General features: G+C 49.7%; 13 protein-coding genes. 3 read left to right on the top strand and 10 right to left on the bottom strand.

Going from position 1 to position 15,784, the window contains the following annotated elements:
* Positions 1-7 precede the first annotated feature (7 nt).
* The 3 genes from BMZ51_RS07110 to BMZ51_RS07100 form a co-directional block, all read right to left on the bottom strand.
* On the bottom strand, positions 8-1,879 hold the full coding sequence (locus BMZ51_RS07110; RefSeq protein ID WP_068005163.1) for an ABC transporter substrate-binding protein: 1,872 nt from the start codon (positions 1,877-1,879) through the stop codon (positions 8-10).
* Positions 1,879-3,711: an extracellular solute-binding protein gene (locus BMZ51_RS07105; RefSeq protein WP_082825604.1), complete on the bottom strand. Its 1,833-nt coding sequence runs from the start codon at positions 3,709-3,711 to the stop codon at positions 1,879-1,881. The genes BMZ51_RS07110 and BMZ51_RS07105 overlap by 1 nt, the downstream gene beginning before the upstream one ends.
* A gap of 310 nt (positions 3,712-4,021) precedes the next feature.
* The gene (locus tag BMZ51_RS07100) at positions 4,022-4,570 is read right to left on the bottom strand and encodes a c-type cytochrome (protein ID WP_068005161.1); all 549 of its coding nucleotides are present in this window, start codon (positions 4,568-4,570) and stop codon (positions 4,022-4,024) included.
* Between the two features lie 557 nt (positions 4,571-5,127).
* Here BMZ51_RS07100 and BMZ51_RS07095 point away from each other — a divergent pair.
* Complete coding sequence (locus BMZ51_RS07095) at positions 5,128-6,018, top strand: prephenate dehydratase (protein WP_068005160.1); 891 nt, start codon at positions 5,128-5,130, stop codon at positions 6,016-6,018.
* 84 nt (positions 6,019-6,102) lie between these two features.
* On the top strand, positions 6,103-7,107 hold the full coding sequence (locus tag BMZ51_RS07090; RefSeq protein WP_068005158.1) for an adenosine kinase: 1,005 nt from the start codon (positions 6,103-6,105) through the stop codon (positions 7,105-7,107).
* Here BMZ51_RS07090 and BMZ51_RS07085 read toward each other — a convergent pair.
* From BMZ51_RS07085 to dapB, 5 genes are all read right to left on the bottom strand, one after another.
* A complete protein-coding gene (locus tag BMZ51_RS07085; protein WP_074881894.1) occupies positions 7,097-7,759 on the bottom strand; it encodes a 2,3-bisphosphoglycerate-dependent phosphoglycerate mutase in 663 nt (220 codons plus the stop codon). The two genes, BMZ51_RS07090 and BMZ51_RS07085, sit on opposite strands and share 11 nt — an antisense overlap.
* 91 nt (positions 7,760-7,850) lie before the next feature.
* Complete coding sequence (locus BMZ51_RS07080; RefSeq protein ID WP_068005156.1) at positions 7,851-8,402, bottom strand: pyridoxamine 5'-phosphate oxidase family protein; 552 nt, start codon at positions 8,400-8,402, stop codon at positions 7,851-7,853.
* Between the two features lie 18 nt (positions 8,403-8,420).
* The gene (locus tag BMZ51_RS07075) at positions 8,421-9,158 is read right to left on the bottom strand and encodes a hypothetical protein (protein WP_208979337.1); all 738 of its coding nucleotides are present in this window, start codon (positions 9,156-9,158) and stop codon (positions 8,421-8,423) included.
* Between the two features lie 481 nt (positions 9,159-9,639).
* Positions 9,640-10,266 carry a 2,3-bisphosphoglycerate-dependent phosphoglycerate mutase gene (locus tag BMZ51_RS07070; RefSeq protein ID WP_068005152.1) on the bottom strand — a complete coding sequence of 209 codons (627 nt, stop codon included), beginning with the start codon at positions 10,264-10,266 and terminating at the stop codon, positions 9,640-9,642.
* Between the two features lie 113 nt (positions 10,267-10,379).
* Positions 10,380-11,195 carry a 4-hydroxy-tetrahydrodipicolinate reductase gene (gene dapB / locus BMZ51_RS07065; RefSeq protein WP_068005151.1) on the bottom strand — a complete coding sequence of 272 codons (816 nt, stop codon included), beginning with the start codon at positions 11,193-11,195 and terminating at the stop codon, positions 10,380-10,382.
* Between the two features lie 294 nt (positions 11,196-11,489).
* Between dapB and BMZ51_RS07060 the strand changes: the two genes are divergently transcribed.
* On the top strand, positions 11,490-12,380 hold the full coding sequence (locus BMZ51_RS07060; protein ID WP_068005149.1) for a DMT family transporter: 891 nt from the start codon (positions 11,490-11,492) through the stop codon (positions 12,378-12,380).
* A 639-nt stretch (positions 12,381-13,019) separates the two neighbouring features.
* On the opposite strand, the gene pnp is transcribed toward BMZ51_RS07060, so the two are convergent.
* Positions 13,020-15,158 carry a polyribonucleotide nucleotidyltransferase gene (gene pnp, locus BMZ51_RS07055; RefSeq protein WP_068005147.1) on the bottom strand — a complete coding sequence of 713 codons (2,139 nt, stop codon included), beginning with the start codon at positions 15,156-15,158 and terminating at the stop codon, positions 13,020-13,022.
* Positions 15,159-15,481: 323 nt separating this feature from the next.
* Positions 15,482-15,751: a 30S ribosomal protein S15 gene (rpsO, locus tag BMZ51_RS07045; protein ID WP_068005143.1), complete on the bottom strand. Its 270-nt coding sequence runs from the start codon at positions 15,749-15,751 to the stop codon at positions 15,482-15,484.
* Positions 15,752-15,784 lie beyond the last annotated feature (33 nt).

The raw sequence follows: 15,784 nt of genomic DNA, 5'->3' as shown, positions 1-15,784 counted from the left end.
TTTGTCCCTAATTTTCCATGTCGATGTGAGCAGCTTTTTCCAGATCTACCCACCACGTTGTTTCAACGGGGAAGTCAAATGCTGGCATGTCATTTGGAATACCGAACATGTCCCACACAGCCACTGTATGGAATGCCTTGAACCATTGCGGCACCCAATAATAACCAGCACGTAGGACTCTATCCAATGCTCTGGCAGCAGTTATCATTTCCTCACGAGAGGCAGCATTCAGCGCTTTCTCCACCAAATCATCTACAACGGGCATCTTAATGCCGGAAAGGTTGTAGGATCCAAACGTATCAGCAGAGTCTGACGTCCAGAAGTTTCGAATGCTTGGACCAAGTGTTGGTCTTAGCGAAAAACGGTGCCCGACAATATCATAATCAAAATCATCCAAGCGTTTCTGGAATTGTGCCGGATCTACAACACGTAGATTTGCTTCAATACCCAGTAGCCTGAGGTTTTTAATGTAGGGCAACACAATTCGCTCGAAAGCAGGTGAGTTGGAGAGAAACTCCACTTCCAGTTGCTTTCCATCAGGGCCAACCAGCTGCTCGCCGCTACGCTCATACCCTGCTTCTTCCAGCAGAACAGATGCTTCTTTAAGAAGCACTCTATCCTGACCAGATCCATTAGAAATTGGCTGTATGATTGCCTCTCCAAAGACCTCTTCTGGCAGGTCTTGCTTGTAAGGCGCAAGCAACGCAAGTTCAGCCTGACTTGGCAAGCCGACTGCCTTCATTGTTGAGTTCTCAAAGTAAGACTGGGTTCTGGTGTAAAGATCGTAAAAAAGCGCCACATTTGACCATTCAAAATCAAATGCATAACCAAGAGCCTTGCGGACCTTTGGGTCAGATAATTTTTCACGGCGTGTGTTCAAGAACCAGCCCTGAGCCCCTGAAGGCAAGCGGATGGCAAATTCCTTTTTAACAACACGGCCTTCTGTCAGAGCAGGAAAGTTATACTCAGTTGCCCAAGTCTTGGAGGAGAACTCCTCATGGAACGTCAAACGGCCCTTCTTGAAGGCTTCAAAGGTTGCCTGACGGTCTCTGAAAAAGTCGAGGCGAATGACCTGAAAGTTATTATGTCCCTTTTTTACAGGGAGATCTTTCGCCCAATAATTTTCAACCTTTGAATATTCAATAAACCGGCCAATTTCGTATCGCCCGACCATGTAAGGGCCAGACGATAGGGGTGGTGTCAGGGTCGAAGCTTCAAACTTGTAGCGGGTGTAGTAGGCCTTGGAAAAGATCGGCAGCGTTGCAACCAGCAAAGGAAGCTGCCGACTGTGGTTTCCCGAGAAAGCAACGGTGACGGTGTGCTCATCAGGTGCTGTTGCAGAAACCATCTCCTTGATGGATTGGCTGATGATCGGATGGCCTTTTTCCTTCAGGGTATTCAAGCTGAAGGCGACATCTTCTGCGTTGAGCACAGACCCATCGTGAAAACGGGCTTCTGGACGAATTTTAAAGATGACGAAGTTGCCATCTGCAGAAACCTGCGCACTTTCTGCCACCAGCCCGTAAACCGCATCAGGCTCATCAAAGGCGCGCACCATCAGGCTATCAAAGCAACGCTCCATTCGCGGCGGGGCATCACCCTTCAGGATAAAGGAGTTGAATGTATTGAAGGTCTGTGGGTTCTGGTTAAAGGTCCAATTTGGCGCAGTCATTGCGATCTTGCCACCAACAGGCGCCTCAGGATTGACATAGTCAAAAGCCTTGAAGTGCGCTGGGTATCTCAAATCACCAAAAACAGACAGACCGTGGCTTACTGTCCCTGCCTGTACTGGCAAGGCGCCCCCAGGAACGAGAAATGCAGCCATGGTTGCGGCACTGAACTGCAGGAAGTTACGCCTATCTATCTGACCGATCGTCATCAATTGGCCCCCTGTATCTTCTTAGCTTTTGCTTCATCCCACCACCAAACTGTTGGGAAACCGATGGAAAATTCAGGAAGTTGTTTTGGATGTGAGAAACGATCCCATCGGGCGACACGACTGAACGGGGATGTCCACCCTGGAACAACGTACTGTTCCCACATCAGGATACGATCCAGAGCTTTGGTTGCGGCAACCAAGTCTTCGCGGTTCTTGGCGTTGATGATGATATCAATGAGCTCATCGATGGCCGGGTTCTTTATGCCTGCATAGTTTTGAGAGGCTGCACTATCTGCAGCATCGGAGCCCCAATACTCTCGTTGTTCATTACCTGGAGAAAGGGACTGCGCCCAACCAGTGTAAATCATGCCGAAATCACGGCTGCGAACCCGGTTTACATATTGAGAGCTATCAACGACGCGCAATTGCAGATCAATGCCTATTTTCTTAAGTGAGGCCTGATAACGGAGCGCAACACGTTCAAAACGGCCACCATTCAACAAATACTCAATCGTAAATGGTTCACCGGTTTCTTTATCAATCAGCTTACCCTGCTTTTGAACATAGCCAGCTTCCTTTAAGAGGCCGACAGCTTTTCTCAGGTTAGACCGCTCTTGGCGCGTATCTTCTGAAACCGGATTCTCATAGGCCTCGGTGAACACCTGTTCCGGCACTGGTGCCTTCAAAGACTTGAGGGTTTCCAACTCGCGCCCTTCCGGAAGTCCAACTGATGCGAGCTTGGTTCCGTCAAAGTAGCTGGTGAACCGCGTGTATTGATCAAAAAAGATTGTGCGATTCATTTCCTGGAAATTAAGCGCATAGTTCATGGCACGGCGAACACGCTGGTCCTGAAACTTCTCCTTACGTGTGTTAAGGATGAAGCCCAGCATCAGTCCGCTTCCGCGATACGTCTGCGGAAATTTTTCCAATACAATATGGTTTGCGTTGACTGCAGGGATATCGTAAGCGGTCGCCCAGTTTTTCGCGGTTGCTTCTGTCCGCCAATCAAACCGATCAGCTTTAAACGCTTCTAATTGAACCGTTTCGTCCCGGTAATAATCGTAGGAAATTGTATCAAAGTTGTTAGAGCCAACATTTACATTCAGGTCCTCAGCCCAGTAGTCTTTTACACGCTCATAACTAATTGAGCGGCCCGGTATGACCTCACCAACTCGATAGGCTCCAGAGCCGAGAGGGACCTCCAGCGTACTTCTCGAAATATCGCGCGGGTTGCCATTCTTATCCTTCGCAGTCCACCAATGCTTTGGCATAACAAAAAGCGAGCCAAGGATTTGCGGCGCTTCGCGATTGCCGGGTTTACCGAAATTAAAGCGAATCTCTGTTGGGCTTAAGATTTCATAGCCTGTGACATGTCGATAATAGTATTTTCTCGATGGATCCAGCGTTGTCCATTGATCGAATGACCAGCCCACATCCTCTGTGGTTATCTGTTTGCCATCATGCCAGCGCGCCTCGGGCCGCAAGCGGTAGATCACCCAGGAAAAGTCATCTGGGTACTTAAGCGCATCCGCAATCAAACCGTATTCGGTTGAGGACTCACTAAGGGAGGGCGTCATTAAGCTATCGTAGATAAGGCCAGCACCAATCGCCAAAACACCCTTGGTCGCTACCGGGTTCAAACTGTCAAACGTACCTGTCCAGGAAAGGCGAACTTTCCCGCCTTTCGGGGCCTCCGGGTTCACATATGGGAAATGCTTAAATCCCTTTGGCATTTGTGGTTCGCTAATGAGGGAATCTGCGTACCGCCATTCAGGTTCATTCGTTTCAGCAATTGCGGCGGAAGCTGTCAGGCTTGCAGTTGCAAGCGCCAAACCTGTTAAAGAGCTAATGAGCCTGGTGCGCAAAACAATCCTCCTTAAATACAATCAATATCTTTAGCGTAGAAAACCACTGGCGCCTTAAATTGAACTCTTCTTGCAGTTTCCAGTCTTACCTAAGCTATGATTATGGCTTAAAACGCTTCTGCGACAATGGCTTTTGCGAAGATGACAAAAATTTAACTGGAAGAAACGAGGAAAACGTTAGCATTCACGCAAATGTAGACAATAAAAAAGCCGGGACAAAATCCCGGCTCTTAGATAGCTTTCCACCCCCATATACAGGGGTGAATTGAATTCATTCTTAGTTGATAGGCACTGGGTTGTCTGAAAGCGACCGCAGGTAGGCAATCAAATCAGCGCGCTGACTATCTTTTTTCATGCCTGCATAACCCATGGACGTGCCAGAAACATGCTTCCTCGGAGCTTTAACAAACTCGTTAAGCTGCTCGAATGTCCATTCAGGATTACTCGTGCCAAACTCCCGCATTGCTGAGGAGTAGGAGAAGCCTGCATGCGTTGCAGGTGCGCGACCGACAACCCCCCAAAGAGCAGGGCCAACTTTATTTGGGCCACCTTGGTCAAAGGAATGGCATGCGGCACATTTTCTGGCCTGTCTTGCGCCGGCTTCAACAGAAGCAGTAGCGAGCAATTCTTCAATTGACGCGACCTTGGCTTCTTCCGCAGCATTATCGCCTGCACCGTCATCAGCACCGGCAACTTCAATTTCAAAACCGCGTTTTTCGTCTTCATGTGGCGCGAAGATGACTTCCGTCAAAACATTCAGGCCCATGAATGCAACCAAAGCGAACAGAATTGCGCCCGCAATTTTGTTCAGTTCAAACGAATTCATAGCTCACACGCTCCGAATATTGGTTAGGTTCGCCTAGTCAGAAAGGATTGGCGCCTAACACGATCTGTGTATTTTGCTGGGAAACTACAGTTAAGCTTGGGCGTTTGTCCATAATTTTATTAGTGTTTTTCCTAGGACTTTTGCAGTGGTGTGGACCGCCAGCCGATCTTTGCGGCCTCAGAAAAACGAATAAGGCTACCCGCCCCACCGGCGATCAGTCTAAAATTACTATAAACTACTGATATTTTCGAGAATACAGCGCGCTCTTGGAGAGAAGCCTCAAAAAACGCCTTCTGCGCCTAAGCTCAGTTAGTAGAACTTTCTGCGACAATATATCACAGATATTCCATTAGAGATCTGGGGATTTCGTGTTTCTTTTCCTTCTTCCATCTCTGCTCTGAGCATTCTTGAGCTCTTCTCACCTTATGTTTCGCCGCAGTAAACGGTTTTAGTTTTGCTTTCACACACATCTAGGGCACTTTGTAGAGGTTTTCGCTTCGCTAACCAGAGCAAAGCCTTTAAACATAACCCGTTTCTAAATACCTGTGAGTATAGTGATGTCAGAACAGCGTAAAGTCGTGTTTCAGGGAGAGGTGGGAGCCAACTCCCATATGGCATGTAATAGTGTCTATCCAGAGTACCAAGCTATCCCATGCCCGACTTTTGAAGACTGCTTCCAGGCTATCGAAAACGGTGATGCAGAGCTTGGGATGATCCCGATCGAGAACTCTGTAGCAGGTCGCGTTGCTGATATTCACCACTTACTTCCGCGCAGCAGTCTGCACATCATTGGTGAGTATTTCATGCCAATCCGCTTTCAGCTGATGGGTATTCCGGGCACCAAGATGGAAGATCTTAAGAGTGTTCAGAGCCATGTTATGGGCCTTGGGCAGTGTAGAAACTTCATTCGCGAGCACGGTTTGACGCCAATTATCGGTGCAGATACAGCAGGTTCTGCCCGTCAGGTTATTGAGGCTGGCGATAAGTCTGTCGCAGCTTTTGCTCCCGAGCTTGCTGCCGACGTTTACGGCCTTGATATTTTGGCGCGCGATTGTGAAGATGCAGCTCACAACACTACGCGCTTCGTAATTTTGTCCCGAGAAGAGAAGCTGACGGCAAATACAGGTCAGCCTATCATCACAACATTCGTGTTCCGCGTGCGCAATGTTTCTGCAGCCCTGTATAAAGTCCTTGGTGGTTTTGCTACAAACAATGTGAACATGACTAAGTTAGAATCTTACCAGTTTGCAGGCCAGTTTTTCGCTTCAATGTTCTATGCGGACGTCGAAGGACACCCAGAAGAACCAAATGTAGCCCTTGCACTTGAAGAGCTGGCGTTTTATTCGACCGAACTGAATATTCTTGGGGTGTACAATGCCAGCCCGTTCCGCGAAAAAATACGGGAGCCTGAGGCTAACCGAGCTTTACGGCCGACACCTGGAAAATAAACTCTGATAGGCCTTGCTCATGCGGTGAGCCACCTATGTATCGTTCCGGACATCAAAGAGCCGGGCTAGTTACAAGGACTTTACATGTCTGAATTCAAGTTTGATGCGTTGTGCATCGGGAATGCAATCACTGACGTCTTCTCTCATGTGGAAGATAGCTTTCTCGTTGAGCAATCTCTTGTGAAAGGCTCAATGCGGCTGGTGGACACAGAAGAGGCTCTGCGCCTTTATGATCTGATGGGCCAAACCACCCGCATTTCTGGCGGTAGCGCTGGAAATACAGCTGCGGGCATTGCTTCGTTGGGCGGTGCTCCTGCTTTTATCGGCAAAGTCGCTGATGATGAGATTGGCGACGTGTATCGCCACGACATGAACAGCATCGGTGCGCACTTCAACACCGAGCCTTTGCATGATGACCTTGCCTCTGGGCGTTCTATGATCCTGATTACGCCGGATGGCGAGCGGACCATGAACACCTATCTTGGCGCGGCAACGAAGCTGACCGCTCTTGATATCGACAAGGATGTGGTCTCCAATTCTGCAATTACCTACATGGAAGGGTATTTGTGGGACAAGGAAGCCGCAAAGAGCGCTTTCCTTGAGGCTTCGAAGATCGCGCATGCTTCTGAGCGCCTTGTCTCTCTCTCGCTTTCCGACAGCTTCTGTGTTGACCGGTTCCGCGAGGAATTTCTTGACCTCATCTGTAATGACAAAGTCGACATTTTGTTTGCGAATGAGCATGAGTTGAAAGCTCTTTACCAAACTGCAAATATTGAAACAGCTATCGCGCTTGTGCGTGAAGATTGCACGTTGACCGCTCTAACATTGGGCTCTGATGGTGCAATGGCGATCTCTCGTGAAGAGACTGTTCACGTGCCAGCTTCTGCGATTGATGGCGGCGTGCGTGACCTTACCGGCGCTGGTGATCTCTTTGCTTCTGGTTTCCTGTTTGGATTAGCGCGAGACTTCGACCTTAGCTCCTGTGCCGAACTTGGCTGCCTGTGTGCTGGTGAAGTTATCAGCCACGTGGGTGCACGCCCTGAAAAGCCACTTATGCAAGTTGCTGAGCAAAGCGGATTTACGCTCTAGCTTCAGTGAATAGCGAGTGTTGAGGCGGCTTTAGGGCCGCCTTTTTCGTAAGTAATGGCTCAATCTCTGTTGCGCTTTTGGCCTGAAAATAGAGCGGCTGCGCTGTTTCAATATGCAGTCGCTCGGTTTCTGCTTGGTCAAGCTTACATATCTTTGAAATCAACCCGCGTAGGGTGTTCCTATGCGAAGAGATAATGACGTTCTTGCCAGCGCTGAGATGAGGCAACACACTTTGAGTGAACATACCCGAGGCTCTACTTGCTGCCATCTCCAGGCTTTCCCCGCCCGGCGGAACTGCATATAGCGACTGGCGCCATTGGCGGACTTGTTCCTCACCATGCTTGCGGCAGGCATCTTGCATCGTAACGCCTGTGAGTTCTCCGTAATCTCTTTCAAAAAGAAGATTGTCTTCATTCACATGCAAGTGAGTGTGACCGGTTTCAGACAGGATCAGGTCCAGCGTCTTTCTGGCTCGTGTGAGGCCGGATGAATAGGCTAGATCAAACTGAATAGACTGAGACTTAAGAAGGCCCCCCGTTCTTCTGGCTTCAGCGATGCCCTGCTGCGTTAGGTCAGGGTTGCCCTGTCCTGAAAAAATCTTACGCGCATTCCATTCACTCTGCCCGTGACGTACCAACACCAACAAACCCATAGGAGGCGCCCCGCATACCGTTTTATGTACGTGCCTTATACAGGTTCGCTCACGCGCCTACACTCGACTATGGTTGAAAGGCTGATCGTTCTCAGCTTGGTTCGAGGATTTTTGTTGGCCAACCGTCCAGGCTGCTGGCGTTGTATTTGCGCCAGTAGTTTTCCAGCTCTTCGCGATCCATCGTCTCGTAGTAAGGCAGGAACTCCTTCTCAACCCGTGTATCTACGAGGTCCATTCGTGGGACTGTCGAACCACAAGATGTTTGTATCAACTCAATATCCAGATCAAAGATTTGCCGGCAACCGGGCAGTTCTGGAAAGAACTCAATCAGATTGTCCCACTCCGCGTCTCTGGGGTGGATAACTTTTGCCTGCCCAAATACTCGCAGCGTAAGACGTTGTTCCCCGAAAGAACAAAACATCAGTGTCATACGCCCGTCTTCGCTCACATGAGTAGCTGTTTCGTTGCCAATGCCAGTTAGGTTTAACCAGATGATACGCTCATCACTTAGGACTCTCAGCGTATCCATACCTTTCGGTGACAGGTTGATATGCCCTGTAGACGCGGCGGTGGCTACGAAGAACATAGTTTGCTCTTCAATGTGTTGTCGGAATCTGCGGTTTAGTCGCTTCGCTTTGATCATTTTGGGCTTGATTCTGTTTTAACCCGACGAGTCGGCGTCTACATATTGAGTGTTAATGCGGCGTTGTTCACTGGCATAACTTCCAGAGCGACCTGCATTGCGTTTATCATAGCCTCTTGCCCAAGACTGCCAGAACTCCGGCGGGACATTCTCCATCTCAGCAATTTCTGGGGCAGCAATTACCGTCTTAGGCAGAACCGTGTTTGGCAGCTGAACCACCTGCATCAAAGGTCGATGGCGCGGAAAACTGATTGGAACATCTTGTTTGCGCAGCTTCACATTGATGAACAAAGGTGAACAGAACCAGCTGGAGTCAATCATTGCCTCGAAACAGTCATACCCTGCGTTGGAAGGCAGATTAATCGGTCCGCGTACCCAATGGCACTGACCTTCATCTCCAATCAAGCTATAGCCAGCTCCAATTTGAACGATATCTCCTTCTGGAAATACATCCAGAAACGGCGGGTAATAGTCCTTCAATCCGTCTGGGCAGGCTTCTCGGTAATCCTCGACAAAATCAGTAAGGTAAAGCCGGTCCAACAGGGTCCAATCCCCATCAGAGCCGAGGCGGTAAAGCACTTCTGAGCCGGTCCACATCAGGTAAAAATCAACAGGAGGATAAACATACCAGCCTTGGCGAGAGGCGGTAATGAGCGGTTCGCAATACTTCATTGCCCGGGCGGGCATCATGCCGAGGTTCGTTCCATCCGCCTTGACCACGTCTGGGGCGGACTTGACCATTCTTACAAACTTCACAGAAATTCCTTCGCAGAAACAAGCTCTGCTCAAATGATTGTGAGGCAGCCTAGACTGCCTCACACAGTAAATTACTTCTTTTTGCTCTCTTCATCTTTAGGAGCAAGCCCGCCATTTAGCTTTGCTGGCTTAGCTTGTGCGGATGCTGGACGACCGTCGTTTGCAACTGAAAATTTCATAGGATACCCTCTCAATCAAATTCTTTAATTGTCATACATCTTCTGTATGCATGAGAAGGCTGGCACCTAAAATTACGCAGCGCAAGATAAATAACACTAGCAAAATCATTATCTATTATTGATAATAGAGCCCGCGTTATATTTCATATACTTATAATTTCATGGGGCTTTATGAGTGTTAATAAGTATTTTGTTTTAACATTCTCGGCAGATTCTCTTCTTATGCTCTTAAGCTAACAGTAATAGAAAAAGGCGGCCCGTTTGAGGCCGCCCTTGTTTGATTTTAGACTGCTTGGTGCAGTTTAAATTTCTGCCAGATCCTCAACAGAAAGAACCTTACCGTCTTCATCAAGGCGGTAAACAACTGGCTTTCCTGTGCCGAGTTCGCGTTTGAGGATTTCTTCCGGTGAAAGGCCTTCCAGTTCCATGATCAAAGAACGCAGGGAGTTGCCGTGTGCAGCAACGATAACCCGGTTTCCTTCAAGAACTTTTGGAAGAATGTCAGAGCGGTAGTAAGGCAAAGTGCGCTCTGCAGTCATCTTCAGGCTTTCACCACCTGGAGGAGGCACATCAAATGAACGGCGCCAGATATGAACCTGCTCTTCACCGAACTTTTGACGAGCTTCGTCTTTGTTCATGCCGGTGATATCGCCGTAATCACGTTCGTTCAGCGCCTGATCGCGCGATGTCGGCAGGTCTTCCTGACCAAGTTCACCAAGGATCAGCTTAAGAGTGTGCTGAGCGCGCAGCAGGTCAGAAGTGAACGCCAGATCAAACGTCAGGTTCATTTCTTTGAGTTTTTTGCCTGCAGCTGTCGCTTCTTCAACACCCTGCTCCGTCAGGTCTGGATTTTTCCAGCCTGTGAACAGGTTTTTCAGATTCCACTCGCTTTGTCCGTGGCGGACGAGAACCAAAAGGCGTTCCATCAAACTCTCCCCGAGAGGTTATGTGTTTTTTTGAAAACAGATGTCTTGGAAGACTGCTTTCAATAATCATTGCGCATAGCTCATTACGTTTTGAGGCGGCGAGTATGCGCTGTGTGTCATTCGTCGTTCAGGCCGAGAACATCGGCCATTGAGTAGAGGCCCGGGTGCTGCTTGTGTGCCCATATGGCAGCCTTAACAGCACCGCGTGCAAAAATTTGTCTGTCAGTTGCAATGTGCGAGAGTTCTATACGCTCTCCTTCACCTGCAAACATCACAGTATGTTCACCTATGACAGAACCACCACGTAGTGTTGCAAAGCCAATATCGCCTCTTTTTCGCTCACCAGTAATGCCATCACGGGAGCGAACACTATGTGTTTCCAAATCGATTTCACGTCCATGGGCGGCGGCTTCGCCAAGCAAAAGGGCTGTACCTGATGGCGCATCTACCTTGTGCTTGTGGTGCATTTCGAGCACTTCGATGTCGAAGTCTTCATCCAGCGCTGCTGCGGCCTTCTTCACAAGGCCTGCCAACAGGTTTACGCCCAGACTCATATTTCCCGACTTCACAATAGGGGCCGATGTCGCAGAATTGGCCAGAGTCGCGAGCTGTGCAGATGTCATACCTGTTGTGCCAATAATATGCGCAATGGAATGACGCGCGGCAGCTTCAGCAAACGCGACTGTCGCTTCTGGCAGAGTAAAATCGAGTACTCCATCAGCCTTTTCAAAGGCAGCGTCCAGATCTGACGTAATTGCTACGCCTAGTTTGCCGCATTCAGCCAGCTCACCAGCATCCTTACCAAGTTGCTCGGAGTTTTCTCGCTCAACAGCAGCTGAAACCACAACTCCGTCCATCTCGGTCACGGTGCGGATCAAAGTCCGGCCCATTCGGCCAGCCGCGCCGACTACAACCAGTCGCATATCACTCATCTCAATCCCCCGAGCTCACATGAGCCCCTCCGAACCTAAGGTGAGTGTGGGTATAGCAGGCAGTTTGCTTTGTTTCAAACCGATTAGCGCTCATGCACCCCATTAGGTTCCTTGAGTTTTTTCTCACCGCGCCGTGAGCAGAAATGCCTGCAATATAGCTTAAGTATCGTAGACATAGCTGTTTTTTTGCCTAGTCTCAGCATGTCTTCAATTTTTAAGCGTACTAGTTTCATGCTGGGTCCAACCAGATGCATTAGATCACGCGCACCGACTCTCTGAGAATTGGGTGGATTTATGGATAACATAAGAGGAAGTGCCTGGATGGTGCTTGCGATGTTACTGTTTGCTATTGAGGATACGCTCCTTAAAACAGCAACAGCGTCTGTACCTGTTGGGCAAACTCTTATGCTGTTTGGCATGGGGGGCACCCTCGGTTTCTTGTTACTCACATGGCGGCGTGGAGAGCGGGCTTTTACGCCACAAGCACTCAAGGCAACACTTTTCACACGAGCGTTTTTTGAAATTCTCGGACGGTTGTTTTTTCTTCTTTCTCTGGCGCTTAACACCCTGTCCAGCACCTCGGCCATCCTCCAGGCGACGCCAATTGCTGTTACTTTAGGTGCTGCGGTCCTTTTTGGAGAAAGAGTTAGCTGGCAGCGATGGGTTGCAATTATGATCGGGTTTGTCGGCGTCCTCATGATCATACAACCAAGCTCTGAAGCCTTTCAGGTCACCTCAATCCTTGCGATTTTGGGGATGATCGGATTTGCCGGACGTGATCTTGCAACAAGGGCCGCCCCCCCTGCCCTGTCAAACATGCAACTTGGTGTTTACGGCTTTGCTGTGCTTATCCCAACCGGAGCGTTTTACTCATTATGGTCCGGCGGCTTTGTGTCACCAGACCGTTTCAGCGGGTTTATGATTGCAGCTGGAACACTTGTCGGAATTGGGGCCTATTATTCGCTGACAGTGGCTATGCGCACCGGACTGGTATCCGTCGTGACCCCTTTCCGGTACTCTCGCCTGCTGTTCGGGCTGATGCTTGGTTTGCTGGTCTTTGATGAAAGCGCGGATGCAATGACGCTGGCAGGCTCAGCGATTATCGTCTTGAGCGGATTGTACATCCTGATGTCAAACGCAACGCGCAAATCAAGCGCCCCGACACGCGTGAGCGAGCGGACTTAAATCTAAGATGGTTTAACCGCACAAGCACGAAGAGCACCGCTCGGAGTTCTCCGGCGGTGGTAGAGCGTGATCCCCGAAAGGTCGGGGTGAGCAAGGCGAGCAGGCGATACCTGCGCATGTTAATAAATTAGTTTCTTCGGCATCAGCTGTCGCCTTGCCCGGGCATTTTGATATGGACACTTTCGCCTCTTATCCTGAAAGACACGATGGCCAGTTTCCTGGAAAGACAGTGGCTTATTCAGACAGGTTTCCCCGACCAAACAGTTCCTCCAACTTTGATAGCGAGCGGTTAGAAAACAGTTCGCTGTCACCGCGTGATGCCCTTCAGACTTGGGCCCTTCCTCTCAGACCATGCGGTCACGTCTGAAAATCATATCCAACGGACCTGCCGAAAAGATACGTTACTTCTTTCGGTAGCCCCACCCAGCCCACGCCTCACTGACGGACGGTCCGCCAGAAGCCCGTCACGTGGGCATGAGGTTAAGACTAGGCCGTTAAGTGCTGGGGGGAATAAGTTTTATCTTGCTGCGTAATCTGAGACTGCATTAAGTTTGCGCATGGTAAGGCGCTTCGGCTTTTGAGCACAAAAAAGGCCGGTCCATTTCTGAACCGGCCTTTTTCTCATTAATTTAGAAAAGCTTAGTCTTTTGCAGGTGCTGGAGCAGCTTCCTCGCGAGGAATCTCCTTGCCAGTTTCCTGATCGACAACTTTCATGGAGAGGCGAACTTTACCGCGCTCATCGAAGCCCATCAGCTTAACAAAGACTTTTTCGCCTTCTTTAACAACGTCGGTCACTTTGCCAACCTTGCGAGGAGCAAGCTGGGAGATGTGCACCAGACCGTCGCGTGCGCCGAAGAAGTTTACGAATGCGCCGAAGTCTACTGTCTTAACAACAGTACCTTCGTAGACAACGCCAACTTCTGGCTCAGCAGCAATGGAGTTGATCCAGTTGAGAGCAGCTTTGATCGCTTTACCGTCAGAAGAAGCCACCTTAACGGTGCCGTCGTCTTCGATGTTCACTTTCGCGCCGGTCTTTTCAACGATCTCACGGATAACTTTACCGCCAGAACCGATCACTTCACGGATCTTGTCTACTGGGATCTTGATCACTTCGATGCGTGGCGCATGTTCGCCAAGCTCAGAACGAGCTTCGGTGATTGCATTTGCCATTTCTTCAAGGATGTGAACGCGACCGCCTTTAGCCTGCTCCAGAGCGACCTTCATGATCTCTTCGGTAATACCGTCGATCTTGATGTCCATCTGCAGCGCGGTGATGCCGTTCGCAGAACCAGCTACCTTAAAGTCCATGTCGCCGAGGTGATCTTCGTCGCCAAGGATATCGGAGAGAACTGCAAAGCGCTCACCTTCCTTGATGAGACCCATTGCGATACCAGCCACAGGAGCTTTCAAAGGAACACCAGCGTCCATCAGGGACAGGGATGCACCACAGACAGACGCCATGGAGGAAGAACCGTTGGACTCAGTGATTTCTGAAACAACACGCAGGGTGTATGGGAAATCGTGGTGAGCAGGCAACATTGGGTTAACTGCGCGCCATGCCAGTTTACCGTGACCGATTTCACGACGTCCTGGGGAACCCATGCGACCAGCTTCACCTACAGAGTATGGAGGGAAGTTGTAGTGCAGCATGAATGCTGATTTGGTTGTGCCTTCGAGCTTGTCAACAAACTGCTCGTCTTCACCAGTACCCAGTGTTGCAACAACCATTGCCTGAGTTTCACCACGAGTGAAGAGTGAGGAGCCGTGCGCGCGTGGCAGCATGCCAACTTCAGAAACGATCTGACGTACGGTGGACAGGTCACGACCATCAATACGTGAGCCAGTATCAAGGATACGGCCACGAACGATAGCAGCTTCTGCTTTTTTGAACATGTCAGAAACAACAGTTGCTTCTGGAGCACCTTCTTCACCGGTGACAAGAGCTTCAATAACTTTTGCCTTCACAGCGTCAACAGCGTCTTTGCGCTCTGTTTTAACAGTGATGGAGTAAGCAGCGCCGAGTTCTTCAGCAGCAATGCCCTGAACCTTAGCAAACAGCTCAGAGTGATCTGGCAGGTTCAACTCACGTGGAGCTTTTGCTGCTTTTTCCGCAAGCTGAATGATCGCATCGATCACTGGCTGGAACTCACGGTGACCGAACATTACAGCGCCGAGCATGACTTCTTCAGTCAGTTCCTGTGCTTCAGATTCAACCATCAGAACAGCGTCGTTAGTACCAGCAACAATCAGGTCCAGATCGGTTTCTTCCATCTGGTCAACTGTTGGGTTCAGAACGTATTCGCCGTTGATGTAACCAACACGAGCGCCACCGATTGGGCCCATGAACGGTACGCCGGAAATGGTGAGTGCTGCGGATGCGCCAACCATTGCCAGAATGTCTGGTGCGTTCTCAAGGTCATGAGACAAAACAGTCAGAACAACCTGAGTTTCGTTCTTGTAGCCATCTACGAACAGCGGACGGATCGGGCGGTCAATCAAACGGGATGTCAGGGTCTCGTGCTCGGACGGACGGCCTTCGCGCTTGAAGAAGCCACCTGGGATGCGGCCAGCAGCGTATGCCTTTTCCTGATAATTAACTGTCAGTGGGAAGAAATCCTGACCTGGCTTTGCGTTCTTCGCAGACACAACAGTCGCGAGAACTTTTGTCTCGCCGTAAGTCGCGATGACAGCGCCGTCAGCCTGACGGGCTACCTTGCCGGTTTCAAGGATGAGCGGACGTCCGCCCCATTCAACTTCCACGCGGTGTATATCAAACATATCTCTATCCTAACGTTCGCCCCACCGGCTTGATGGTCGTCATCAAGTGTGAGGCTGTCATTTGCCGACAACGCGCGCATATTTTTCAAACCTTGAGTACCAAGGTGCGCGGTGCCTTTTCAGGCGGAACGATTGCGGGCAAGACAACAAGAAGCTCATTTCTTCATAAGCCTCTGGCAATCCTGCCAGGTCCCCATTCGCCTGTTTCAAATCTGGAAAAGAACAGTCTCTTCCATAATCTGCCTCACACACCCAAAACAGATATATGAGGGACTTAAGCAAAACGCGGCGAGCTTTCGCTGCCGCGCTTTAAAAACTTCGTCTTAGCGACGAATGCCTAGACGCTCAATCAAGGTCTGGTAACGTGCAACTTCTTTGCCCTTAACGTAGTCAAGGAGCTTACGACGCTGAGAAACCATTTTCAGAAGACCACGACGGGAGTGGTTGTCTTTTTTGTGACCCTTGAAGTGCTCAGTCAGAACTGTAATCCGGTGAGTCAGGATAGCTACCTGTACTTCTGGAGATCCAGTATCACCTTCTTTGATGGCGAATTCTTTGATCAGTTCTGCTTTTTTTTCAGGCGTAATCGACATCGATTTTTCCTTATAATTATGGAGCAGTTTTCA

This window comes from Pseudovibrio axinellae, assembly GCF_900110875.1.
GTDB lineage: Bacteria > Pseudomonadota > Alphaproteobacteria > Rhizobiales > Stappiaceae > Pseudovibrio > Pseudovibrio axinellae.
The sequence above is the reverse complement of the archived record's forward strand: the minus strand, read 5'-3'. Positions and strand labels throughout refer to the sequence as shown.

What these genes read in the sequence shown, in the direction of transcription:
- BMZ51_RS07110 (WP_068005163.1), bottom strand. Translation starts at nt 1,879, where the DNA reads ATGACGATCGGTCAGATAGATAGGCGTAACTTCCTGCAGTTCAGTGCC.
- BMZ51_RS07100 (WP_068005161.1), bottom strand. Translation starts at nt 4,570, where the DNA reads ATGAATTCGTTTGAACTGAACAAAATTGCGGGCGCAATTCTGTTCGCT.
- BMZ51_RS07095 (WP_068005160.1), top strand. Translation starts at nt 5,128, where the DNA reads ATGTCAGAACAGCGTAAAGTCGTGTTTCAGGGAGAGGTGGGAGCCAAC.
- BMZ51_RS07090 (WP_068005158.1), top strand. Translation starts at nt 6,103, where the DNA reads ATGTCTGAATTCAAGTTTGATGCGTTGTGCATCGGGAATGCAATCACT.
- BMZ51_RS07085 (WP_074881894.1), bottom strand. Translation starts at nt 7,759, where the DNA reads ATGGGTTTGTTGGTGTTGGTACGTCACGGGCAGAGTGAATGGAATGCG.
- BMZ51_RS07080 (WP_068005156.1), bottom strand. Translation starts at nt 8,402, where the DNA reads ATGATCAAAGCGAAGCGACTAAACCGCAGATTCCGACAACACATTGAA.
- dapB (WP_068005151.1), bottom strand. Translation starts at nt 11,195, where the DNA reads ATGAGTGATATGCGACTGGTTGTAGTCGGCGCGGCTGGCCGAATGGGC.
- BMZ51_RS07060 (WP_068005149.1), top strand. Translation starts at nt 11,490, where the DNA reads ATGGATAACATAAGAGGAAGTGCCTGGATGGTGCTTGCGATGTTACTG.
- pnp (WP_068005147.1), bottom strand. Translation starts at nt 15,158, where the DNA reads ATGTTTGATATACACCGCGTGGAAGTTGAATGGGGCGGACGTCCGCTC.
- rpsO (WP_068005143.1), bottom strand. Translation starts at nt 15,751, where the DNA reads ATGTCGATTACGCCTGAAAAAAAAGCAGAACTGATCAAAGAATTCGCC.